Raw genomic sequence first — 23,396 nt, 5'->3', positions numbered from 1 at the left:
CGATGCGCTCGGATCATCCCGTGCTGAGGTCGCGGCCGGGACCGGGGCTTTCATTCAGTGAAAGGTGGTCCGCACCGATGGCCCGCCACCCGGGGTCACCCGACCGGGTTTCGTGACGAAAACTCGCAACTCGCCCATAACCCCCCGTACTACCGTCGGCTACGGCGCCAGTCGGGAGGCAAGCAGCCTCTTGGTCGCTCCCTGGCGGAACCCGATCGAGAGGATGCGGACCATGCAGGACCTTTCTCGTCGCGACCTGCTCAGGACGACCGCGGCCGTCGGCGCCGGGGCGGTCGCCTTCCCGGGCCTGCTCTCCGGCGGCACCCCGGCCCTCGCATCCGACGGCCCGGAGTGGCCCGCCGGGGCCAAGCATCCCCCGGCGACGCTGACCGGTCGCATCGTCCGCCCGCAGGACCCGGGGTACGCGAACGCCAGCCTCGGCTGGGACGAGCTCTTCGTGCGCTATCCGCTGGTCATCGTCTTCGCGCAGGAAACCCAGGACGTCGTCAACGCCCTCGCCTGGGCGCGACAGCACGACGTCGCGCTACGGGTACGCAGCGGCCGGCACAGCCTCGAAGGCTGGTCGAACGTGGACAACGGCATCGTGATCGACGTCAGCGAGCTGAAGTCGACCCAGATCGACCCCGCCGCCCGGGTCGCGCGGGTCGGCGCCGGGCTCAACCAGTTGGAGGCGGTGACGGCGCTCGCCGCGCGGGGACTCGCGGTGACGACGGGAACGGAGGGCAGCGTCGGTCTGTCCGGCGCGACCCTCGGCGGCGGCTTCGGCTTCCTCACCCGCTACCTCGGCATGGCCTGCGACAACCTCATCGGCGCCGAGATCGTCGTTCCCGTGGGTGCCGACGGGGCGCAGGCGATCCAGGTGGACCTGCGCACCTACCCCGACCTGCTCTGGGCGCTGCGCGGAGCCGGAAACGGCAACTTCGGCATCGTCACCTCGCTGACCTACCGGGTGACGCCGCTCAACAGCGTGGCCTACCTCCAGGCCACGTGGGACGGCCTCGACAACCTGACCGGGGTCTTCGACACCTGGCAGCGCACCGCGCCGTTCACCGACCCCCGCCTCGGCACCCAGCTCGAGATCCACCGGTCGCAGATACTGCTGTTCGGGGTCCTCGCCGACGGGTCGGAGGCGGAGGCCAGAGCGTTGCTGGAACCGATCCTCTCGATCGGCAACCCCGAGGTCACCGCGCAGACCGGCGGCTGGGGCGACATCTATGCCGGATTCCAGATACCGACCGCCGCCGAGCCGGCGAACTGGAAGTTCTTCTCCCAGTTCACCAACGACCCGTTCCCGACAAAGGCGATCAGCGTGATCCGCGCGTTCATGGCGGACGCCCCCACGGACGACAGCAACTTCTTCACCCAGGCCTTCGGCACCGGGGCCCAGACGCGCGAGCCCGTCGGCGGCTCGGCGTTCCCCCACCGCAGGGCGCTCTTCTACTCCGAGCCCGGCGCCGGCTGGGGCACCCGGGGGGTGCCCAACAGCGGCGACGCGATCACCCCGATCGCCCAGGCCTGGATCGCCGAGTTCAGCCAGGCGCTCCGGCCCTACGTGCACGGCGCCTACGTCAATGTGCCGAACATCGGGATGGCGGAGTGGGAGACCGCCTACTGGGGGGCGAACTTCGACCGGCTGCGCCGGATCAAGGCACGGTACGACCCGCACAACGTCTTCCAGTACGAGCAGAGCGTCCCACCCGCGTCGTGCTGACCGGCGGTCTGCCGCCTCGTACGCCCGCGTCCGCCAGCCGGTGCTACCGGGACGGCGACTCCTGTTGGCGGCGCACCATCTCGCTGATCCAGGTGGGCGCGTACGGCGACGTGCAGCCGGGTGAGGTCGGATAGTCCTTGAGCACCGCCAGGCGCTCGCCGATGTCGATCGCGCGGGCGCGGTGCTCGGCGTGCTCGATGCCGATCTGCGCCAGGCAGTTGTTCATCGCCCACTGCAGCCGGTCCGGGGCATCCCGCATCTCCGCCGCGATGACGTCGAGCAACCCGGCGAGGTCGAGGCCCGCGGGCCGCTTCGCCACCCGCTCGGTGGTGAGCGCCCAGCCTGCGCTCGCCACCACCGGGTCCGGATCGGCGGACCAGACCTGGCGCAGCTCCTCCGCGTACGGGCTCTTCTTCACCACGTAGTTCACCAGCCAGTCGTGCACCTTGGGTGACCGCGCCGCCCGCACCATGGCGTCCAGCTCGTCCCGCCCGAACGCCTTCGGACGGCAGATCAGCAGCGCCAGCAACCTCGCCGCGGTGTCCCCCGTCGCCCAGAGCGCACGGGCGAGTTCCTGTTGCGTCTTCAGCCGCTTCGCCAGCGCGCGCAGCTTGCCGAGGTTCACCCCGTGGTCGTCGCCGTGCCGCTCGTTCACCTCGCGCGCCCGAGGGTCTTCGAGCTCGGCCAGCTCGGCCATCACCTGGGCCACCGTCGTCTCGGTCACCGCGAGTCTCCCCTCCGTCACCTGTGAGAGGCAGCCTACGACGCGGCCGACGCTCACCTAGCCGGCGGGGAGGCGGCCGTCGCAGCGGACGTCCGGGGCGGCGACCGGCTGCCGGGGCATCATCCAGTCCAGGGTGGTCTCCTCCACCGGCCAACCGTGCACCGCCACCACGCTGTACGGCACCGGCCGGGCCTGCGGGCAGAGCACCTGCGACTGCACGTCGTTGTTGCGCAGGAACCGCACGACGGCGGCCCGGTCCAGCACGACGGTCGACGTGTCGGTGACCGTGATCAGCGCGCCGAGCACCACCTCCGGGTCGGCCGGCGTGGCGGCCGTCGGCTCCTGCGGCTCGACCTCGATCGCGGCGGTGGGCAGCACCGGCACCCGCAGGAAGACCGCGCCGGTCACCAGCGGGAGCACGGCGGCGACCGCGTACGCCAGACCGTGGGTCAACGCCGGGGCGATCCGGCCGGGGATCGGGCCGGTGAGCAGCAGGGTGGCGGCGGGCGGCACCGCCAGCAGCGCGGCCGTGGTGGGCTCACCCACCCGGACCGCCGTCCAGACCGCCGGGGCCAGCGCGGCGTACGCCAGCACCGCCGCCGCCAGCGGAAGCGCCACACTGACCACCAGGATCCGGGTCGGCTGATCCGGATACAGGTAGCGGGTGCGCAGCGCGAGCAGGCACAGCCCCAGCATCAGCAGCGTCGGCAGGAAGCGGAGCTGCCAGGTGAGCGCGCCCAGCGCGACGGCCGCGGTGGCCACCCAGCCGGGGGTACGCGCCGTCCAGAAGGCGAGCAACGACCGTTCCGGGTCGAAGCGCTCAGGCGCGCTGAGCCGCAGCAGCCGACCGAGCACCCCGAACGTGAGCACGACCAGCGGGAACGCCCAGACCAGGGCGATCAGCAGGGCGCTGAGCAGGCCGAGCGGGCTGACGTACTGCACCAGCAGCAGCATGGTGGACATGTCCTGCCGGCTGAGTTGCCACAGCCGCAGCACCAGGAGCAGGACGGGGAACGCGGGGAGGAGGGTCAGCAGCCACTGCTGCGCCTGCCGCGCCCCCGCCATCCGGCGGGGCCGGCCAGCCTTGCCGGGACCGCCGGCGATCCGGGCTGCGCCGGGGCCGGTAACGCGATCCTCTCCCACGGCCACTGCCGTACCTCCACCTTCCTGGGGTCGGGTTGCTGCTGCACCGCGACCGACTGTGGGAGGTTGTAGCGCTGCTGCCAACGGAAGTTGCCGGTGTACGCCTCCTCCCAGGCCGAATTCCGTGGATCCGTGGCCGAGGCGTAGAGCGCGAGGTCGACCAGGTCGCGGAGGGCGTCGTTCGGGCCGGTGTTGACCCCCCACATCTCCGCGGCGGACTCGCCGATGTCCCAGTGTCGCAGCGGCTTGACGTTGCGCAGGGTCACCGGAAAGCGTTGGCCGTCGTCGCCCGGCTGGTCGCCGGTGACGAAGCCGGCGAGGATCGCCGCGTCGCTGGTGACCGCGTTCACCTTCCCGTCGTACATCTCCTGGATGCACTCGCTGATCTTGTTCCGGCCGATCGGCCTGGCACCCGCCTGGCGCAGGCGCGGGATGGCGGTCGACGTGGTCAACGTGCAGACGGTCCGGTCGGTCAGGTCCTCCAGGCTGCTCACCGGGCCCTTGTCGCTGCGCAGCGTCACCACCGACTGCTCGGTCTGCAGGTACGGGGCGGAGAAGACCGCCCCCTCCTCCTCTTCCCGCTTCTTGGTGACGCTGTACGAGGCGATCACCAGGTCGACGGTGACGAACCCGTCGCGGTCCTGGGCCTGCCGGCGGGCCCGGTCCTCGCTCTCGATCGGCAGGAAACGCACCTGGGACCGGTTGAACCCGAGGTAGCCGGCGATCAGGTACGCGATGTCGACGTCGAAGCCCTTCCAGACGTCGTTCGGCAGTCGCTGGGAGACGCCGGGTTGGTCGTCCTTCACGCCGACCAGGAGCTGCGGCTTGCCCTTCAGGCCGGCCCGCTCCATCAACTCGTCCCGGGTCGGCGGGCCGAACCCGAGCACGATCGGCACCACCGCCGCCGCCAGCACGGCCAGCACGACGACCAGGCCCACCAGCCGGATCTGGCGGACCCACCTGGCCCGCGCGGACGCAGTCGCCGCCGGCCCGGGAAGGCTCGGTTCGCCTGTCTCACTCACCTACGCCCTCCCCCACCGCGCGGCCCGGTAACAGCGCCTCCATTGTGGGGGCTGCGGCAAGCCCGTGACGAGCCGCCACCCGCCGCCGAACAGTCAGACAACCGACCCTGCGCCGGCCGCCGGCCGGCGATGTCGAGGACCGCGCAGCGGCCCCGCTGACGTCGCCGTGTGCCCGGCCAAGTCGACACCAAGTGGGTGCCAGGCGGGACGCCCGACAGTCGGGCACCAGAGCGCACCGGCCGTCGTCGGCCGGTGCCGGGCCGGTCGCCGATGACCGACCCGCCCCGAGCGGGCCGCTGACCGCAGCGGCCGGAGGAGAACATGGGAACGACCAACACCGAGACCGAGCCGAACCTCGTCGGCTTCCGGATCAACCACCGCACGATGCGCGCCGACACCCGGCGGCTGGCCGAACTGTCGGACCGGATGGCCGCCGGCCAGCTCACGTACGACCTGCGTCGCGCGAAGGCCCTGCGGACGTACGTGCGGTTGCTCTGCGACGGCATCCACCACCACCACCGGATGGAGGACGAGGTCCTCTGGCCGGTGCTGGAACGTTCGGCGGCGGCCGAGATCGACCTGCGGGACCTCAGCGACGACCACGCGTCGCTCGATCCGGTGCTGGACGAGGCGCGCGCGGCCGTGGACGAGCTGGTCGCCACGTTCGCCGCGGGCAGCCCGGCGGAGGAACGGGCGCGGGCCGCCGCGGGCCGCCTGGCCGCGGTCCTGACCCAGCTGCGCGACGTCCTCGACGAGCACATCGAGGAGGAGGAGCGGCTGATCTTCCCGGTGATCCGCCGCTACGTCAGCGTGGCCGACTGGGACACCGTGGAGCGGGCGGTGCGCAAGGGCGGCGCGCTGCGTTTCGAGCTGCCCCGGATCGAACGGTACGCCCGGCCCGACGAGTTGGCCGAGCTGAAGCAGCTGGCCGGACCGGTGCTGCGGCTGATGCTCGCGGCGCTGCGGCCGGGCTTCCGGCGACGGGAGGCGACGGTCTTCGGCGGGTGAGCGACGGGCGCCCGGCTCAGGCCGCCGCCACGTACGCCGACTCGTCGCACCACGGCACGGCGCCGACCGCGCGGGCCAGCCGGAGCCCGGCGGCGCGGTGCGCGGCGGCGGCCACGGGGTCGCCGAGGGTGGCGGCGAGCTCGGCGAGGGTCTGGTCCACCGGCCCGAGCGAGATCGAACCGCACTCCAGCCCGGCGAAGCGCCCGGCCCAGGGCAGCAGCTCGCGGTAGCACCGCCGGGCGGCCGGGACGTCGCCGAGCCGGGCCGCGACCTGCCCGCGCAGTGTCATCCAGTACAGCCACAGGTAGTCGGGGCGGATCGGGGCGTGCGGTCGCCAGACGGCCCGGGCCGCCGCGTGGTCCCCGGCGGAGAGCAGCGCGTGGGCCAGCACGTCGTGGGCGTCGTCCGGTACCCGCGCGTGCACCGCCCGGAGCTCCCCGATCACCTCGTGTCCACGCCCGGCGGTGCTGAGCACGGTGAACCGGCCCATGAGCCCCATCGCCTCCGCGTTCGGGCCACCGACGCGGCTCATCCGGGCGCTGATCTCCGCGTACCGGCGGGACGCCTCGTCGAGTTCCCCCCGGAAGAGGGCGCACAGGCCGGTGAACCAGCCCATCACGGCGAGGATCAGTCCGAGCTGCCCGGTGGTGGCCTCCTCGACGGCGCGGTCGACGTGGTGGCGGGCCCGGTCGAAGTCGGCGTCGGCGAGCGCGGCCTGGTAGAGGATGTGGTGGGCCTCGCAGCGGTACGCGGTGAGCCCGGCGGCCTCGGCCGTGGCCAGCAGTTCCCGGCCGACGGCGGGCAGTTCGGCGCGGTGCGCCGGAGCGACCGCGACGAAGTAGCGGGCATTCAGGGCGCGGCAGAGCACGGCCGGGTCGTCCTGCCGACGGGCCAGCGCGAGGGCTTCCCGGGTGACCTCGTCGGCGCGTTCCTGGTCGGCGCCCTCGATCTCGAAGGCGAGGACGCTCAACAGCCGGGAGCGCAGCGCCGGACGGTCGGCGCCGACCCGGGACAGCTCCCGCTCCAGCAGCCGGACCAGCGGCTCGTCGACGAGGCGGTCGGGCCTGATGGTCCAGGTGACCGGGGCGTCGAAGCAGGTCAACGCGGCGTGCACGGCGGTGGGCTCGCCGATGCCGGTGGCCAGCCGGACCGCCTCGGCGCGGGCGGTGCGGGCGGTGAGCACGTCACCGGCGAGTGCGCTGGCGGTGGCCAGGTTGCGGTGCAGGTCGAGCCGGGTCCGGGCGGTGGCGTCCGGGGCCAGGTCGACGGCGCGCAGCGCGCCGGCCCAGAGCGTGGCGGCCTCGCGCGGGGCGCCGAGGTCACCGGCGCGACGGGCGGCGGCGGCGAGGTGGTCGATCGCGGCGGCGGCGGTGGCCGGGGTGAGGGCCGCCAGCGCGTGCCGACCCTTCGCCGCCACGTCGTCGATGCCCTGCTCGTGCAGCACGGTGAGGACCCGGCTGTGCATCCGGGTACGGCGCAGCAGCGGCACGCTATGGTAGAGCGCGTCCCGCATCAGGGCGTGCGCGAATCGGACCCGCCCCGGCTCGGGCTCGACGAGCAGCCCCGCTGTCACGCCGGCCTCCAGGCCGTCGAGGACCGGTTCCTCCGGGCCGCCGTCGACCGCGAGCAGGGTGTCGACGTCGGCCTCGGCTCCGAAGACGGCCGCGTGCCGCAGCACCGTCTGCGCGGCGGCCGGCAACCGGGCCAGCCGGCGGGCCAGCACGTGGCCGAGCCCGGCGGGAATGCCGTCGAGCGCGGCCGCCGGCCCTTCGGCGGCGATCAGCTTGGCCAGCTCGACGGTGAACAGCGGATTCCCCGCCGACCGGTCCCGGACGGTGCGCAGCAGTTCGGTGTCGGTGCTGTCCACGCCGTGCCGGCGCAGCAGTTCGGTGACGGCGTCCGCGTCGAGGCCGCCGAGTTCCAGGTCGACCGCCGGTACGCCGGCCAGCGCGGCCCGGGCGCCCAGGAGGTCGTCGGTCACCTCGTCCGGCCGGTACGTCGCCACGACGAGGACGGGTGCCGCGGCGAGGGCGGTGGCGAGGTGGCGAAGGATCCGCAGCGTCTCGCCGTCGGCGCGGTGGACGTCCTCGACCAGCACGAGCAGGGGGCCGTGGCCGGTCAACCGGGACAGGTAGCCGGCCAGGGCCCGGCGGAGGTGGAACTCGTCGTACTCGCCGCGGTCGCCGGCCGGCGGGCCGCTGTCCAGCAGCAGGCGCAGGCCGTGGGCTTCCGCCTCGTCGAGTGGGAGGTGCCGGCCGGCGGCGGTGACCACCTCGTGCCAGGCCCAGGCCGGTGGGGCGCCGGCCAGCTGCGGGCAGGTTCCGGTGACCGGGCGCCAGCCGGCCGCGGCGAGGGAGTCGGCGAGGTGGTGGGCCAGCGTCGACTTCCCCGCGCCCGCCTCGGCGCCCACCCAGCAGATGCCGAGGCCCGCCCCGGCGGCCCGGTCGGCCGCGGCCCGGAGCCGGGCCAGTTCGGTCACCCGGCCCACCGGCGGCATCGGTTGCGCCCCGGCGGCGGAGGTCGCCGTCGGGCCGGCCGGCACGGCGGCGGTCATCGGCCGGGTGATCCTGCCGGTGACGTCCAGGCGGGGGCTCTGCCGCAGCAGGTCCGTCTCCAGGCTCCGCAACTCGCGGCTGGGGTCGATGCCCAACTGCTCGGCCAGCGTGGCGCGGACGGCGCGCAGCACGTCGAGCGCGTCGGCCTGCCGCCCGAGGCGGTACAGCGCGACCGCGAGCAGCATGGCTGCCTGCTCCCGCAGCGGATGGTCCCGCACCTGCGGGTCGAGATCGAGGGCCACCTCGTGCGGCCGGCCCAGGTCGAGCAGCAGCTTCGCCCGCTGCTCGACGGCGCTCAGTCGTAGCTGGACCAGCCGCTCGGCCTCCCGGTCCGCCCACGGCTCCCCGGCGAACTCGGCGTACGGGGTGGCCCCGCCCCAACAGGCGAGCGCCTCGTCCAGGCCGGCCACCGCCTCGACGGGCCGGGTCTCCGCGTCCGGCGTCGCCGCCCGCAGCGCGGCCTCGAACCGCCAGGCGTCCACGTCCGGTGGCGGCAGCCGCAGGGCGTATCCGGGGGCGACGGTGACGAGGATCCGGGCGGGGGTGCGGGCCGGGCGGTCCGGTTCCAGCGCCCGGCGCAGGTTCGACACGTACACCTGCAGGGCGGCCTGGGCGCGTGGGGGCGGGTCTCCCGACCACAGGTCCTCGACGAGCCGGTCGACCGAGACCGGGTGACCGCCGCCGGCGACGAGCCGGGCCAGCACGGCGCGTTGCCGGGGTGCCCCCAGGTCGATCGGGGCGCCACCGCGGGTGGCCCGCACCGGGCCGAGCACGCCGATCATGGTCACGCCGTGACCCTAGCCAGGCGAGCCGGCCGGGGAGATCCAGCATCCGACAGTCCGGGCCGAGGAACCCCACCAGCCCGCCAAGACGGCGTTAAGCGGCTGCCAAACCCGTCCCGGCCCCATGGATGCCACACCCCGTCCCACGCCCGTGGGACGCCGGAGGAAGGACACCCATGAGAACCACGAAGGGCCACCCACGCCGGTGGCTCGCGGCCCTGACCGGGGTCGGCCTGGTCGTCGGGCTGGCCGGGCCGGCGGTTGCCGCCGACCCGGTCGCGTACGACGAGCAGGCCGTGCACGATTCCCTGTTCGCGGCGGTCGTCCAGGTCCGCGAGGGTGGCACCCGGGGCCTGCTGGACGCCGTGCTCGCCGCCGAACTGAGCGACTGGCGGGCCGCGCACCCGAGCGCGGACACCGCCGCCGTCACCGCCCACCTGACCGCCGTCACCGCCCTCGTCGGGCAGGCCGTCGACGCGTCCGACGAGTCACCCGGGAAGCTGCACCTGCTGGGCGCGGCGGTGGAGCGACTGGCCGGCAGCGGCGACGCGCAGCTCGGTGGCCCCACGGTCAAGGGGCTGCTGCGCAGCGCGACGGGCGAGGAACTGGGCGGGATCGTGCCGCCGATCGAGCAGATCCGCAGCGGCAGCCAGGACTACCTGTGGGAGATGCTGTCCCGCGGCGCGCTCAGCCAGGTGTGGGCCACGCTGCACGCCCGGTCCGCCACCGACCCGGTGCTCGCCGAGGTCTGGAACACGGCGGTCGGCGCCCGGCTCGGCGTACGGCTGGACACCCCGGCGGACGAACTCGCGCAACTGCCCGACCTGACCGGCCACCTCGACCTCGCCGCGATCAGCGCGAAGCGCAACGACAAGGACGCCTACCGGGCGGAGATCCAGGCGCAGTTCGACGCGGCGGTCGCCACGTTGCAGGCCCGGACGGCGGCGGCGGTGACCGACGCGGTGGCCCGGTCCGACCGGTTCCCGGTCGACGGGCCGGACAAGCCCACCAGCGCGGACGAGGCCGCGGCGAAGGCCAAGGCGGAGGCCGACCGCAAGCTCAACGAGAAGCTCGGTCAGGCCGTCACCGTGCTCGGCAAGCTCGCCGGGATGGTCGACAAGCAGTTCGGCCGGCAGATCGAGACCATCGCCAAGGCCGTGGTCGGCGCTATCTCCGCCATCACCACCTACACCGCGGCGATCTCCGCGGCCGGGATCACCACCGCGGCGCTGGCGATGTCCACGTTCACCCTGGTCGGTGGCCTGGTGGGGGCCGCGATGATCCTGCTGCCGCTGTTCACCTCCGGTGGCGGCGCCGACGACGCCACCGGCGCCCAGATCGCCGCGCTGCGCGACCAGATCAGCCGGCTCGCGGCCGGCATGGACCGGCGGTTCGACCGGATCGAGAAGATGCTCGGCGCGATGTACGACGCGCTCAGCGCCCAACTGAGCGCGCTCGCCCGGGACCTCGCCGAGGTACGCGCGCAGCTGACCACCATCGCCGGCCAGCTGATCGTGCTCGACCAGCGGGTGGACGGTCTGGCCCTGGCCAGCCAGGCGGCGTTCGAGCAGATCGCCCAGCAGCCGCTGCGGACCAGCGTCGACCGGTACGTGCACCGCGAGGCGCGCACCGGCTCGACGATCGACTCCTTCGCGACCTACTTCGACCAGGGCGACTCACCGACGCGTACCTTCGCGGTGGACTCGGCCCGGCAGGCGCCCTTCGTCGTCCCGGCCGGCACGTCGCTGGCCGACCCGGTGTCGACGGTGGGTCTCCACCTGCCGTCCGGCGCGATCGACTACCTGGCCCAGTGGGCGGGCGCCCGGGGCGTCGCGCTGACCCCCGCCCCCGGCGACCAGCCGGCCGGCGGGGTGGCGAACCCGTCGGCGTGGCTGCTGGGCGCCCGGGCGAACCTGATCCTGCAACTGCAGAACCCGCAGTACGCCGCGCAGGTCGGCGCGGCCGAGACGCAGAGCACGATCGCCGCCGGCGACGCGGTGAACCGCCGGGTGCGGCAGTTCAGCGCCCCGGGTGCCGACGGTGGCACCAACGCGCTGTTCCAGCGGCTGATCGCCGACTACCGCGCGGCGACCGGCCAGTGGAAGGCGGCCCTCGACGAGGTCGGCCGGGCGGTGCGCTGGGTGGAGACGGACCGCGACTACGACATGTGGGGCAGCGTCGACCAGGACATCCCGGCGGCGGGCCGGATCGCCGACGTGCCCCGCATCCCCTACTGCGGGGGCGGCGGCTCGGTCAGCACCCCGACCCGGGTCAACCGGGCGGCCCTGCCCAACGTCTACCACCTCGCCAACTACGCCATGCCGCCCGGGTACCGGCCGGAACTGCGCTCCTGTCTGGACGCGGACTTCGTCAACGTGGAGGTGATCGAGGGTCCGCGTACCCAGCGGACCAACGCCGACCTGCAACTGGTGGTCCGGCAGCAGGCCAAGTGGCTCGGCGGTGAATGGCAGGACGTGCGCACGGTGACGTGGCAGACGCACCTCATCGACGTCTGCCTGTGGGACCAGCGGTCCAACCCGCCGAGCGGCTACTGCCGGGAGCCCGACTACTACCTCGACCGGAAGTGGGACTCGACGTACCGGCCCGCGCTGGACAGCAGCGGGACGGTGGTGGACAACCCCGCCGCGCCGGCGCAGGCGCGTACCAAGACGCGGGCCATGCTCACCGGCAAGCAGCGCTACTTCTACCGGGTGGCGGCGCTCGGCACCGGGGTCGACCGGCCACCGGCCGGCAGCTGGTCGGTCTCCCAGCAGTTGTGGGACGCCGGGAAGAAGGTCTCCGACGCGGTCCGGATGCTGCAGATCTTCTCCGAGCTGGGCTGGTCCTCGGCGTTGACGCGGGACGACGTGCTGCACGGTCTGCTCTTCGGCGACCGGTCGCTGCCGGCGGACTACCGCCTGCCCCGCAGCCAGAACAGCTACAACACCGGATCGCTGCACCTGTTCAACGCCTACCAGCGGGCGTTGGCGAACTACGCCACCTGCACCCAGCCGCTGGACTGGGATCCCTGCCAGGGCGACGTCTCCGGGCTCGACCCGCTGCGGGGGCAGGAACGGTTCGGCGCCGGCTGCGCGGCCGCGCCGGCCACCGAGGCGCCCGACGACCCGCTGGGCTCCTGCGTCATCCAGGCCGGGACGGTGGGCGTCGGCAGCCTCGCCGAGCGGTACGGCTACTGGTCCGGCCGGATCAAGGCGGGCGGCCACCAGGAGGGCCTGGCGGCGGTCAAGACGGTCGTCGGCCTGCTGAAGGCCACGAACGTCAGCGTGCACGCGTCCTGATCGCGCCCGGTCCGGGGGTGCACCCTGCGGTGCGCCCCCGGACCCCGGCCGTGGTGCGGCCTGGAACGCCGGGGTCGCGCTCTGGTTCACTGCACCGGTGGATCGTCAACGCCTCAGCAGCATCGCGCACTCGCACCACCCCATCGCGGCGCCGGTCTCCGGCGTCAACGTCAACCGGCTGCTGCGCCGGGCGGGGCGGGGACCGGCGGCCCGCATCCTCGACCTCGGCTGCGGGGAGGCGGCCTGGGCCCTCCAGGCTCTCGCGCACCACCCCGACGGGCACGCGGACGCCGTCGACCTCAGCCCGTACGCCCTCGAACGCGCCGCGGCGGCGGCCGCCGAACGCGGCCTCGCCGACCGGCTCACGCTGCACGAGCGCGACGCCCGCAGGTACGTGCCGGACGGCGACTACGACCTGGTGCTGTGCGTCGGGTCGACGCACGTCTTCGACGGCTTCGCCGGGACGCTGCGGATGGCCGGCCGGCACGTGAACCCGCACGGCATCCTGCTGATCGGTGAGGGCTTCTGGCAGGCCCCGCCGACGCCTGCGGCGCTGGCCGCGCTCGACGCGAAACCGGGGGACCTCACCGACCTCGCCGGCCTGGTGGACGTCGCCGAGGAGGCCGGCTGGACCCCGGTGTACGCCCACGTCAGCGACGCCGCCGAGTGGGACAACTACGAATGGTCGTGGGTCGGCTCGCTCACCGAGTGGGCGCTGGACAACCCCGGCCACCCCGACGCCGCCGAGGCGCTCGCGGTCGCCCGGGAGCACCGGGAGCAGTGGCTGCGCGGATACCGCACCGTGTTCGGCTTCGCGACCCTGGTGCTGCGCCGCGGCTGACTCTCACCCGCGGCTGGCGCGGACCGCCGAGGTGGCGGTGGTCGGGGCTGCCCGACCACCGCCACCCGCGGAACCGGCCAGTGGGGCCGGGACGGTGGCGGGTCAGTGCGACGACGCCGGCCGGTCGGCCACCCCACCCGCCGCGGCCGGCTGGCCACCTCGTCGCCTTTGCTCTGCTGCGGCCGAGGCAACACTTCCGGGGCCCGGGTGTTGCCGGGGCGGAAGCAGAGCAAAGGCGGCGAACGCACCGTCCGGCCGGGCCCGGCCGCAGACACGCGGGACGGCCCGCGCGAGCCGCGCCACATCCATCAGGGCATCGACGGCGCGAACCACGTTCGCCGCGCGCTGCGGGTCCCGGGACAGATGATCACGAACAACCGGGGCGGCCCGAGACAGCCCTCACCGGACACGCCCTGGTGTTCGGTACTCAGCTCGGGATGAGTACGAACCCGGATGCGCCGGATCCCGAAGCCGGGAAAGGTTCTCCGGCATGGATGATGTGGACGGGTCGCACCGAGCGTCGTTCCGGTCGAGCCTGCTCGTCGCACTCGGGTGGTACGCCACCGTGATCGCCGCGGCGCTCCTCGGCACGTCAGGGATACCCACCGCACCGGACCGGGACTGCTCGGCGATGTTCAGCTGCCTGACGGCGCAGGAGCAGCTCGGCCTGCTGGCGCTCGTCGGCGCACCCTTCCTCGCGGGCCTGCTGGTCATCACGCTGGCGCTCACCGGCCTGCTCGCCCGCCGGCTTCCGTCGTCGATCCTCGCCGGCACCCTGTCGGTGCTGGGCAGCCTCGCGGTGGCGGCGGTCGCCGGCGCGGCCTGGCAGGCAGCCCGATGAAGCGCCTCGGCCTCGGCCTGCTCTTCCTCGGCTGGCTCTACGGCGTGCCGTTCCTGCTCATCGCGGGACTGATCCGGCGCACCTCGTCGCCCTACCTGGCCACCCATGCCGCGGCCCGGTCGTTCGGCGCGACCACCGACACCATCCTGGTCACCGCGCTGGTGCTCAACCTGGCACTTCCGGCGGCCGGGCTGCTGCTCGCCCGGCTCGTGCGGGACCGGTTCTGGGCGTACCACTTCGGATGGTCCCTGCTGGGCACGGCGCTGATCTTCGTCGCCGTCGGGATGGCGGGGAACGCGGCCACGGCACCGTTGATCGGCTGGACTCCGGCCGACCAGGGGCCAGCGCCCCAGGTCGATCAGTGCATCCCGATCAGCGGCGGCCGTGGCTGCCCGGGTGGCTGAGGGCGGGGCCCGGCAGCGGTAGCCGGCATCGGACCTCCCTTGATCGACGGAACGGAATCCACCACTAGGCTGTGGCCGACGATCACGACGGGTGGGATGAGGATCAGATGGCACGCCGGCTCTTCACGTCACTCGGGCTGCTGCTGCCCGCGCTGTTGGCCGGCTGCGGCGCGACCGACAACGGTGGCGGCACCGTGGCCGCAAGCCCCACTCCCACCGCCGAGACCTTCGTCCCTCAGGCCGGCGTCTGCCACCCCGAGGCCGAGACGGTCGGCTACCGCGCCACCTACACGACGGTGGACTGCGCGAGCACCCACCGCACGGAGACCATCCACGTCGGTGCCTTCACCGGCCCGGCCGCGGACCGGGTCACCCCGCCGCCGGCCCGCTCCCCCGAGATGCGCGCCGCCTTCCGCGACTGCGACCGCAAGACCAGCACGTTCGTCGGCGCCGACTGGCGGGGCGCCCGAATGTCCATCCGGGTCGTCGCCCCCGCACCCCAGGACTGGACCGCGGGCAGCCGGTGGTACCGCTGCGACCTCTACGCCCTGCCCACCCTCGACGGCAGCACGGCCAAGAAACACCCGGACGACTTGGCCGCCCAGCGCGACGGCACGCTGCGCGCGGAGCTGACCCGCCCCTCGCCGCTGGCCCACACCTGCTTCACCGAGGACGAGTACGAACTCCTCCAGCCGGCCGCGTGCACCAAGCCACACCGCTTCGAGTACGTCGGGATCTGGACCGCGCCCGACGTCTCGTACCAGGCGCTCGACGGCTTCGCGACCCGGATCCACGACTCCTGCCGGTCGGTGATCCGCCGCCACACCCGCGGCACTCCGGACGAGAAGCTGGCCGCAGGCGCGGGCACCACCTACCGACTGCCCTCGCCCGAGGCCTGGGAACGCGGCGACCGCGGTGTCCGCTGCTTCTACTGGTCGGACGACCACGACCTGACCCGACCACTGAAGAAGAGCAAGCCGGCCGGCTGATCCCGCGAGATGATCTCGATCGCGCGTCCCATCGTGGAGGTATCCCCAGCCCCATCGACGTACGCGAGATTCGGGCCGGGCTCGGCGAGCACGACGCCGCCCGGATAACCACTCGATGCGGTCCGACCCGACTGGCACGATCGCCGGGTGAGCGACGGACTGACGCGTGCCCGCGCCGATCTGGCCGCTGGTCGCCCCTGGAAGGCACTCGACCGGCTCAACGGCGTGCTGGCGCATCGTCAGGATCACGAGGTGCTCGATCTGCTGGCCACGGTGCACTACGAGATGCGGAACCTGCCCGCCGCCGGCGCGGCTTGGTTCGTCCTCGACCACGACGACGACGCCGCTCGCCGTGCGATCGCCGCGTGGCGCGAGCAGCACGGCACTGACATCGCCCGCTGGCACAGCATTCCCGCGCCGCTTCGGCGCCACGTCCACACCGCGCCACTGGAGGGCCTGCGCGAAGCGGCCCGACGAGCGGACAAGGGCGCCGCCCGCGACCTGGGACCGGCCGGCGAACCCGGCGCCTGGTGGGAGCCGGTCGTGTTCGGGGGAGGCTGCCTGGTGGTCCTGTTCTGTTTCCTGGCGTTGGTGGGCATCGGGATATGGACGGTCGTCGGTTGGATCTGCGACTGAACGTCGCCGGTCAACGACCACCACGGCGGGCGGTGAGGGGCACGAGCACGAGAACGGCAATCCCGAGTGCGGCGGCCCCGACCGCCCACCACCAGAAGAATCCCGAGAAGACCGAGGCGACGAGGAGCCCGACGCCGAGGCCGGCCAGCAGGCCGAGTCCGAACACGGCACGCGGGGGCAGAGCGAGGTACGGCAGGCGCCGCACCACGAGCACTTCCAGCCAGGTGCCGCCCACCGCCAGCAGTGCCGCGCCGACCCCGTCGACGGCGGACAGGCCGTGCCCGTCGCTGATCGGCACGAGGACCGGGCCCTCGTCGCCGGCGGGGACGAACAGGATCAGCACCCCGGCGACGACGAGCAGCGCGGCGATTGCCACCTGGGCGCGCGGCGCACCCCCGACATCGTCAGACACCACTCCATTGTTGGTCACCCGCCACGATCCCGGCAGCAGCCGAATCGCCGGACATCAACGCGCGGGCAACCGGGGCATACTCCGGCCAGACCGGCAGACGGCTGGGTTGGGCGCGACCGGAAGCGGGCTGCACCACCCGGCGTCGTCGTCCTGCGGCGGGAGACACCTGGCACTACTCCCACGGGTGCAGCCCGACCGGATGTACATCCCGTGGAACTTTGAGACGGGAAACCGGTTGGCCGCACGTCGACGGCCAACCGGTACGCCGTCAGAGGGCCGCGTAGTAACGGACCAGGGGCACGGCGGTCATCCCGAGACTGTCGTAGAACGCCCTGGCCGCTTCGTGGAACCGATCGCCGCCCGTGCCGATCGAGACGACCTCGGCCCCCGCCTGCCTCATCGCTTCGAAGACGTGCGCGCACAGCGCCGTGCCGACGTGCTGCCGGCGCAGGTCCGCCGCGACGGCGATGATTTCGATCTCACCGCTGCGCCGGTCGGCGTTCGTGTGCCAGGCGGCGAACCCGAGGAGCGCGTCACCGTCCTCGGCCACGACAACGTGCTTGTTGTGCCGCGGGTCGTGCAGCCCCAGCCACATGTCGCGGTAGTCCGCACGCCAGGTGCCGTGCTGGTTGGTCACGATGGCATCGCCCACGATCGACCGGAACGAGTCCTCGTAGAACGGGCCGAAGGTGGCGATGGTCAGTTCGATCAGTGGTTCCAGGTCGGAGGACCGGAACGGACGGAGAGTCATGTCAGTGCCTTTCGCCTGAGGGGAACGCCGAAACAGCCCGACCTGATCGACAGGTCGGGCGACTCGCGGCTCGGATCGAGCCGCCCCTCAGAAGCGGGTGCGCCCGGCGGCGAAGCACTGCATGATCCGGACACTACCCGACCGCGGGTCCGGCGGTGATCGCATCGAGGGTCCATGACGGGCGGCCGTGCAACGGTCAGCGGTCCATCCGGAGACCCCGGGCCGGACGGGTCCGAGCGCCGCGCGCCCGGACCCGTCCGGCCCCGCTCAGCCGACTTGTCGGCGGACCGGGGCGTCGCCGGTCAGCCGCACCGTTGACCGTTGACGGTGAAGCCGGTCGGTGCCGGGTTGCCGCCGGCCCACGAGCCGTTGAAGCCGATGCTGGTGGCGGCGCCCGGGGTCAGCCTGCCGTTCCAGCTCATGCTCTCCGCGGTCACGCTCACCCCGTTCTGCTTCCAGGTCGCCGACCAGCCCTGCTCGACCTTCTGGCTGGTGGTCGGGAAGTCGAAGGCCAGCTTCCAGCCGTCGATCGTGGTGCTGCCGGTGTTCTTGATCGTGACGGTCGCGGTGAAGCCACCCGGCCAACTGTTCGCCGCGTAGCCGACCGAGCAGCCGCCCGCCGGGGCGGTGGGCGCGGTCCGCACGGTGAGCCCGGGCGAGGCCGCCGAGACGTTGCCCGCCGCGTCCCGAGCGGTGACCACGAAGGTGTACGGCGTGTCCGGGGTCAACCTGGTCACCGTGTACGACGTACCGGTGGCGCTGCCCACCTTCACCGGGCCGGTGGCGTCGACCCGGTGCACGTCGTAGCCGGTCACCCCGGTGTCGTCGGTGGACGGCGACCAGCTCAGCGCGACGCTGTCGCCGGTGACCGTGCCGGCGGTCGGCTTGCCGGGGGCCGTCGGCGGCTGGGTGTCGCCGGGCGTGGTGCCGCGCGGCAGCACCAGGTGGGTGATCGAGTTGGCCGGGAAGGTCGCGGTGAAGCCGGTGGCGGTCACCGGCTGGTCGGCCGCCCGGACGATCCCCGCGAGGTTGGCCGCGCTGTAGCGGTACACCTGGGCGCTGCCGGCGGAGCCGCCGGTGAGGGCCACCGGGCTGGTCAGGTCGTCGCCGGTCTTGTTGACCACGACCAGGGTGAGCGCCTTGTCGGCGCTGCGCTCGGCCGCGTACACCGCGAGTTTGCCCTGGTCGGCGCTGGTGGCCCGGACGGAGGTCTCGCCGAACGCGCCACCGGCGCCGTCGTAGTTGCGGTAGATGCGGAACGCGTTGGCCACCGGCTGGTCGGCCGTCGGCGCGGTCCAGAGGCTGGCCAGGTCCAGCCCCTCGCGGCCGAAGATGCCGAGCACGTCCGCCTGCGCGAGCGCGCCGTTGAGCGACCCGTACCCGCCCCAGCTGTACTCGGTCATCGCGATCTTCGTGCCCGGGTAGTGCTGGTCGACCAGCTCCCGCAGCCGTGGGATGTAGCGGACCGGCTGGTTGATCCAGCTCTCGTCCACGTACGTGGGATCCCACAGCTGGCGCGTCGAGCGCAGCCGCAGCGCCTGGGTGGTGGCGTCCCCGGCGTCCGGCCCGCTGACCCCGGCCTGCTGGGGATAGAGGTGGACGTCGAAGTAGTCGAGGATCCGGGTGCCGTGCTGCTGCTCGTACTCCCGCATCCGGTCCAGGTACCACGGGCCGAGATCCTGGCCGCCGTGCGCGGCCTTGTCCGGCGGGTTCGACCAACAGCCGGTCCGCGAACAGGTGTCCTGGTCCAGCCCGGAATAGATGATCGAGTTCAGCCCCCAGCCGACCGGGCCGAGGGTCTTCGCCCCCGGATCGGCCGCCTTGATCGCCGCCGCGTACTGGTAGGTGCGGTCGCGCAACTCGTCGTAGCCCAGGCCGGTGGGGCGGACGTCGCGGTGGGTGGAGTGCCACAGGTCCGGCTCGTTGTCCAGGTTGTAGAACCGGACCCCGCCGGCGTCGGCGGCGCCGAACTGTCCCTTCAGGTGGGTGACGAAGTCGGCGACGTACTGCGGGCCGACCGCGATGCTGGTGTCCGTAGGGTCGTTGCCGGTGATCAGGCTGCCGTCCGGCTTCTTCCCGTTGCCGCAGTCCGGCGCCCACGGGTCGGTGGACTCCTGCGGACCGTACTTGGCCACGCTGAAGCCGCACGCCTTCGCCCGGTCCTTGGCGATCCAGCCGATCATCGGCACGGTCATGATGGTGTCGGTGCCGGTGGCCTTGTTCTGCTGCACGAAGCGGTCGCTCTCCGAGCCCTTCGGCAGGCTGGCCGGGTCGGGGTTGTCGTTCGGGATGTTCTCGAAATACCAGTCCGAGGCCCGGTTGGTGGTGTCGTTGCGGAAGTTGTAGCGGGTGGTGGCGTTGCCGCCGTACCGGTGCACCGGCAGCCGCAGCTCCCGGGCGAGGGCCTGGTCGGCGAAGTTCATGCCATAGACGTACGGACTGATGGCGTGGCGGCCGGCGGTGGCGTCGACGGCCAGCGCCGGGCCGGCAGCGGCCAGGGCGGGCTCCGGCAGGGCCAGACCACCGAGGGCGGTGGCCAGCACGACCGGGAGCAGTGCTGTGGTGGAACGCACGAGCTTTCCCTTCCCGAGGAATCGAAGCTCGCCGTTGGGAGCGCCGCCACAGCCTGGCGTGGTTTCCCGGCAGCGTCAAGGGCCGGTGCGGCCCCGGCCCGACGCGTCACGGGCCGGCCAGCGCCGTCACCGGGGGCACCCGGGCGGCCCGGATCGCCGGGTACAGGCCGGCGAGAACGCCGACCGGCAGGGGTACGAGCAGCCCGCCCAGCCAGCCGATCGGCGGGATCATGACCGGCCAGCCCTGTCCTACCGCGTACGCGGCCGCGGCGAGCGACCCCAGCGCCACCCCGCCGGCCGCACCGAGCGCGCTGAGCAGGAGCGACTCGATGAGGAACTGCAACCGCACCTGTCCCCGGGTGGCGCCCAGCGACCGGCGCAGGCCGATCTCGCCCCGACGCTCCAGGACCGAGATGACCATGGTGTTGGCGATGCCGATCCCGCCCACGAGCAGGGCGACGGCACCCAGCCCGAGGAGCAGGCCATCGAGGGTACGTTCGGTGGCCCGTTGCGCGGCCAGCGCGTCCGACGGACGGGAGACCCGCACCTCGTGGGGTGCCTGCGGATTGACGGTGGCCGGCAGCACGGACCGGACGGCCTCCACCTGCGACTCACTCGGCCGGCAGTAGAGCGTGGTGGGGTGCTGGTTGAAGCCCAGGTAGCGGTGGGCGGTCTCCCAGCCCACGAGGGCCGCGTTGTCGATCTCCGGGGCCAACGGGGTCGGCTCCAGGACGCCGACCACCGTGAACCACCTCCCGCCCAGCCAGAGCCGGGTGCCGATCCGGTAGGTGTCGAGCTTGCGCGCGGCCACCGCGCCCAGCACCACCGCGGGATACCGATCCGTCGCCGGATTGAACCAGTGCCCGACCCGGAGGGTGCCACCCAACGTGTCCAGCAGGTCGGCATCGGCGGCGTACACCGCGATGCCGCCCGTCTCACCCCGCGCCATGTGAGCGTTGCGGTAGACCCCGGTGTCGATCCGGCCGGTGGCGGCCACCGCCCGCATCGGCGCGATGCGGGCGGCCATCGGCACCGACTCGGTGGGCAGCTGGGCCGCCTCCCCGTAGACCGTGCTGCCGGCCTGCACGGTCAACAGATTGGTGCCGAGCCGGGCGAGTTGGTGGTCCAGGGCGGCTCGGCTCGACGCCGAGACGCCGAGGACGGCCACCAGCGCGGCGACCCCGATCGAGATGCCGAGCGCGGCCAGGGCCACCCGGGCCGGCCGGTAACGCAGGCCGGCGGAACCCACCCGGGCGGCGTCGACGGGACTGAGCCGGGCCGGTGTGGGGACAGCCATCACCCGACCCGTCCGTCGCGGATCCGGACCTGACGGGGGAACCGCTGCGCCACCTGCATGTCGTGCGTGATCACCACGATCGTGGTCCCTTCCTGGTGGAGCGCGAGGAGGATGTTCAGCACTGCCGCTCCGGCGGTGGTGTCGAGGTTGCCGGTCGGTTCGTCGGCGAGCAGCAGGGCCGGCTCGCCGACGGCGGCGCGGGCGATCGCCACTCGTTGCCGTTCGCCGCCGGACAGCTGGTGCGGACGATGACGCAACCGGTGCCCGAGGCCGACCCGGACCAGCGCGGCCTCCGCTCGCCGCCGACGTTCCGGCCGGCCGACCCCGGCGTAGAGCAGGCCGTCGGCGACGTTGTCCAGCGCGGGCACCCCGGCGGCGAGGTGGAACTGCTGGAACACGAACCCGATCCGCTTGGCGCGCAGCGCCGACAACCGCCGGTCGGACAGGTCCGCCACGTCGTGGCCGTCGATCCGGACCGTGCCGGCCGAGGGCCGGTCCAGGGTGCCCATCAGGTGCAGCAGGGTGGACTTCCCCGAACCCGACGGGCCCACGACGGCCACCATCTCACCCCGGCGCACGGTGAGGTCGACGTCGCGCAGCGCGGCCACCGTGCCGCCGTACGTCCTGGACACCCGATCCAGCCGGACGATCTCCTCGGCCCCGTTCATGCCGGCACCCGTACCCGCAGGCCCTCGGCGAGGCCGGTGCCCCGGATCTCCACCCGGCCGTCGGCGAACAGGCCGGTGGTGACCGGGAGCAACCGGGACTCGCCGCCCTCGTCGAGTTCCACGGCGTAGCCGCCCCCGATCGGGGCGACCAGTGCCGCCACCGAGACGGTGAGGACCTCCCGCCGCTGCTGCACGGTGTGCCGGATGTGCACCGGACCGTTCGTCACCGCACCGATCGCCTCCTGATCGGCGATGGAGACCGTCACCTGGACGGTCGCTGCCGGGCCGCGACCGGCTCCCGGAGCGGGCGCGTCGGCCTGCTCGCCGCCGGCGTCCTGCGGCACCGCCGCCTCGCTACCGACCGAGCGCACCACACCGGCGGTGTCCCGGCCGTTGGGCAGTTCCACGGTGACGCGGCTGCCGGCGACCGCCCACCCGACGGCCGCCGCCGGCACCTCGGCCATGACAATCTTGGTGTCCGGCGTGCAGGTGATCACTTCACCGGTGGCGGTGGCCCCGAGCCGGGCGAGCCGCCCGGCGACGCGTACCGGCCCGGCGGCGTACACCACCGCGGCGACCTCGACGGTGCCGGTGGTGGGGACGCCCAGGTCCCGCTGCCACCGTTTGACGGCGGCGGTGGTCGCCGGGGTGAACCTCCGGTCCACGGTGAACCCCGCGTATCCCAGGGCCGCCAGGTTCCGCTCGAACTGCGCCACGTCGTCGCCCTCGACGTCGGCGGCCAGCGGCCGGTACATCGGCAGCCGGCCGTAGAGCAGGATCACCGGCCGCTCGTCGGCCCGCAGCACCGCGTCCCCCCGGCGGAGCAGGGCACCGACGGCGGGCAGCCAGGTGATGGTGCCCGCCGCCTTGGACTCCACCGGTTCGGGGATGCCCCGGCTCAGCTGGCCGTCCACCGATCCGGTGGTGGTCAACGTCATCCGGGTGACGGTGTCGGTGGCGTACGCCGGTTCGACCGTCGCGGGGCGCTCGGCGTGCCGCTCCCGGGCGCTGAAGAGGGCGTACGCCGAGCCGGCACCAGCTGCGGCGGTGGTGATGGCGATCGCCCCCGCGAGCCAGGGGCGGCGTCGGGCGGTCATCCGCCGACCGTGCCCTTACCGCCGGGCTGGAACTCGGCACACGCCTGGGTGGCCGTGGCCATCTTCGGGTCGGCCTTGAGCCGGGCGCCGAGGTCGTCGTCGATCCTCGGGTCGCCGGTCACCGGGTCCGGGTCGGGATAGTCGGGCACGCCGTGCTGCCGCAGGCAGGCCGCGTACCGGCGGCTCGTCTCCAGGTCCTGGGCGGAGGGCCGGGTGGCGTCGCCGCCCGACGGCACGAACTGCCGGCACTGGGCCTGGGCCTCGCCGACCACCTTGGGGTCGGTGTTCGCCTTGTCCACCTGGGGCAGCCCCTCGGCGGTGGGGGTGTCGAGCAGCGTCACGCCGTGCTGGGTCAGGCAGTCGCGGTATCGGCTGAGCTGGGCCTCCCGGTCGGCCGGCGGCGCTGCCGTCTGGCTGCCGCTCACCGAGGCGACCCGGGGCTCGTCGGCGCCGCGCTGGCAGCCGCCGAGCAGCAGCGCGATCATCGCGAGGGCGGCAGCGGCACTGACGACGGAGGTCCTTCGTGGGCTGTGGTCGGTCATGGTCTCATGGCAACGGACGCGGGATAAGACCATCGTCAGCGTCATCGCTTACGGTCGCCTTACACCGGGTGGCCGAGGGT

19 protein-coding genes are annotated in these 23,396 nt (G+C 73.4%); 8 read left to right on the top strand and 11 right to left on the bottom strand.

What is annotated here, in order from left to right; genetic code table 11:
• Positions 1 to 232: 232 nt before the first annotated feature.
• On the top strand, positions 233 to 1,732 hold the full coding sequence (locus tag K7640_RS05805; protein WP_222953626.1) for an FAD-binding oxidoreductase: 1,500 nt from the start codon (positions 233 to 235) through the stop codon (positions 1,730 to 1,732).
• A gap of 43 nt (positions 1,733 to 1,775) precedes the next feature.
• On the opposite strand, the gene K7640_RS05800 is transcribed toward K7640_RS05805, so the two are convergent.
• The 3 genes from K7640_RS05800 to K7640_RS05790 form a co-directional block, all read right to left on the bottom strand.
• A complete protein-coding gene (locus K7640_RS05800; RefSeq protein ID WP_222953745.1) occupies positions 1,776 to 2,429 on the bottom strand; it encodes a DNA alkylation repair protein in 654 nt (217 codons plus the stop codon).
• Between the two features lie 84 nt (positions 2,430 to 2,513).
• The gene (locus K7640_RS05795; protein ID WP_222953625.1) at positions 2,514 to 3,521 is read right to left on the bottom strand and encodes a hypothetical protein; all 1,008 of its coding nucleotides are present in this window, start codon (positions 3,519 to 3,521) and stop codon (positions 2,514 to 2,516) included.
• Entirely contained in the window at positions 3,485 to 4,621 is a 1,137-nt protein-coding gene (locus tag K7640_RS05790) for a transporter substrate-binding domain-containing protein (protein WP_222953624.1), read from the bottom strand. Before K7640_RS05790 ends, K7640_RS05795 begins: the two co-directional genes overlap by 37 nt.
• A gap of 321 nt (positions 4,622 to 4,942) precedes the next feature.
• Here K7640_RS05790 and K7640_RS05785 point away from each other — a divergent pair, with 321 nt between their 5' ends.
• Positions 4,943 to 5,629, top strand: coding sequence for a hemerythrin domain-containing protein (locus tag K7640_RS05785; protein ID WP_222953623.1), 687 nt, complete (start codon positions 4,943 to 4,945; stop codon positions 5,627 to 5,629).
• Between the two features lie 16 nt (positions 5,630 to 5,645).
• On the opposite strand, the gene K7640_RS05780 is transcribed toward K7640_RS05785, so the two are convergent.
• Positions 5,646 to 8,966: a BTAD domain-containing putative transcriptional regulator gene (locus tag K7640_RS05780; protein ID WP_255608299.1), complete on the bottom strand. Its 3,321-nt coding sequence runs from the start codon at positions 8,964 to 8,966 to the stop codon at positions 5,646 to 5,648.
• Between the two features lie 176 nt (positions 8,967 to 9,142).
• Between K7640_RS05780 and K7640_RS05775 the strand changes: the two genes are divergently transcribed.
• The 6 genes from K7640_RS05775 to K7640_RS05750 all read left to right on the top strand — a co-directional run bounded on the left by K7640_RS05775 (position 9,143) and on the right by K7640_RS05750 (position 15,976).
• Positions 9,143 to 12,265, top strand: coding sequence for a hypothetical protein (locus K7640_RS05775; RefSeq protein ID WP_222953621.1), 3,123 nt, complete (start codon positions 9,143 to 9,145; stop codon positions 12,263 to 12,265).
• A 97-nt stretch (positions 12,266 to 12,362) separates the two neighbouring features.
• Positions 12,363 to 13,106, top strand: coding sequence for a cyclopropane-fatty-acyl-phospholipid synthase family protein (locus K7640_RS05770; protein WP_222953620.1), 744 nt, complete (start codon positions 12,363 to 12,365; stop codon positions 13,104 to 13,106).
• 490 nt (positions 13,107 to 13,596) lie between these two features.
• Complete coding sequence (locus K7640_RS05765; RefSeq protein WP_222953619.1) at positions 13,597 to 13,947, top strand: hypothetical protein; 351 nt, start codon at positions 13,597 to 13,599, stop codon at positions 13,945 to 13,947.
• Positions 13,944 to 14,351 carry a hypothetical protein gene (locus K7640_RS05760; RefSeq protein WP_222953618.1) on the top strand — a complete coding sequence of 136 codons (408 nt, stop codon included), beginning with the start codon at positions 13,944 to 13,946 and terminating at the stop codon, positions 14,349 to 14,351. Before K7640_RS05765 ends, K7640_RS05760 begins: the two co-directional genes overlap by 4 nt.
• A gap of 107 nt (positions 14,352 to 14,458) precedes the next feature.
• Complete coding sequence (locus K7640_RS05755; protein ID WP_222953617.1) at positions 14,459 to 15,340, top strand: septum formation family protein; 882 nt, start codon at positions 14,459 to 14,461, stop codon at positions 15,338 to 15,340.
• A gap of 147 nt (positions 15,341 to 15,487) precedes the next feature.
• Positions 15,488 to 15,976: a DUF6584 family protein gene (locus K7640_RS05750; protein ID WP_222953616.1), complete on the top strand. Its 489-nt coding sequence runs from the start codon at positions 15,488 to 15,490 to the stop codon at positions 15,974 to 15,976.
• Between the two features lie 10 nt (positions 15,977 to 15,986).
• Here the strand turns inward: K7640_RS05750 and K7640_RS05745 are convergent, their stop codons facing one another.
• The 7 genes from K7640_RS05745 to K7640_RS05715 all read right to left on the bottom strand — a co-directional run bounded on the left by K7640_RS05745 (position 15,987) and on the right by K7640_RS05715 (position 23,316).
• Entirely contained in the window at positions 15,987 to 16,406 is a 420-nt protein-coding gene (locus tag K7640_RS05745; RefSeq protein ID WP_222953615.1) for a hypothetical protein, read from the bottom strand.
• Between the two features lie 250 nt (positions 16,407 to 16,656).
• Entirely contained in the window at positions 16,657 to 17,139 is a 483-nt protein-coding gene (locus K7640_RS05740) for a GNAT family N-acetyltransferase (protein ID WP_222953614.1), read from the bottom strand.
• A 302-nt stretch (positions 17,140 to 17,441) separates the two neighbouring features.
• Positions 17,442 to 19,712 carry a glycoside hydrolase family 44 protein gene (locus K7640_RS05735; protein ID WP_222953613.1) on the bottom strand — a complete coding sequence of 757 codons (2,271 nt, stop codon included), beginning with the start codon at positions 19,710 to 19,712 and terminating at the stop codon, positions 17,442 to 17,444.
• A 106-nt stretch (positions 19,713 to 19,818) separates the two neighbouring features.
• Positions 19,819 to 21,009, bottom strand: coding sequence for an ABC transporter permease (locus tag K7640_RS05730; RefSeq protein WP_222953612.1), 1,191 nt, complete (start codon positions 21,007 to 21,009; stop codon positions 19,819 to 19,821).
• Positions 21,009 to 21,677 (bottom strand): ABC transporter ATP-binding protein, encoded by a 669-nt coding sequence (locus K7640_RS05725; RefSeq protein ID WP_222953611.1) that lies wholly within the window; start codon positions 21,675 to 21,677, stop codon positions 21,009 to 21,011. Before K7640_RS05725 ends, K7640_RS05730 begins: the two co-directional genes overlap by 1 nt.
• Positions 21,674 to 22,774 (bottom strand): peptidoglycan-binding domain-containing protein, encoded by a 1,101-nt coding sequence (locus K7640_RS05720; protein ID WP_222953610.1) that lies wholly within the window; start codon positions 22,772 to 22,774, stop codon positions 21,674 to 21,676. Before K7640_RS05720 ends, K7640_RS05725 begins: the two co-directional genes overlap by 4 nt.
• On the bottom strand, positions 22,771 to 23,316 hold the full coding sequence (locus K7640_RS05715; protein WP_222953609.1) for a hypothetical protein: 546 nt from the start codon (positions 23,314 to 23,316) through the stop codon (positions 22,771 to 22,773). The genes K7640_RS05720 and K7640_RS05715 overlap by 4 nt, the downstream gene beginning before the upstream one ends.
• Between the last annotated feature and the right edge of the window lie 80 nt (positions 23,317 to 23,396).

This window comes from Micromonospora sp. PLK6-60, from assembly GCF_019890675.1.
Classification (GTDB): domain Bacteria; phylum Actinomycetota; class Actinomycetes; order Mycobacteriales; family Micromonosporaceae; genus Micromonospora.
Note: the sequence above shows the minus strand (reverse complement) of the source record. Positions and strands in the feature narration are given on the sequence as shown.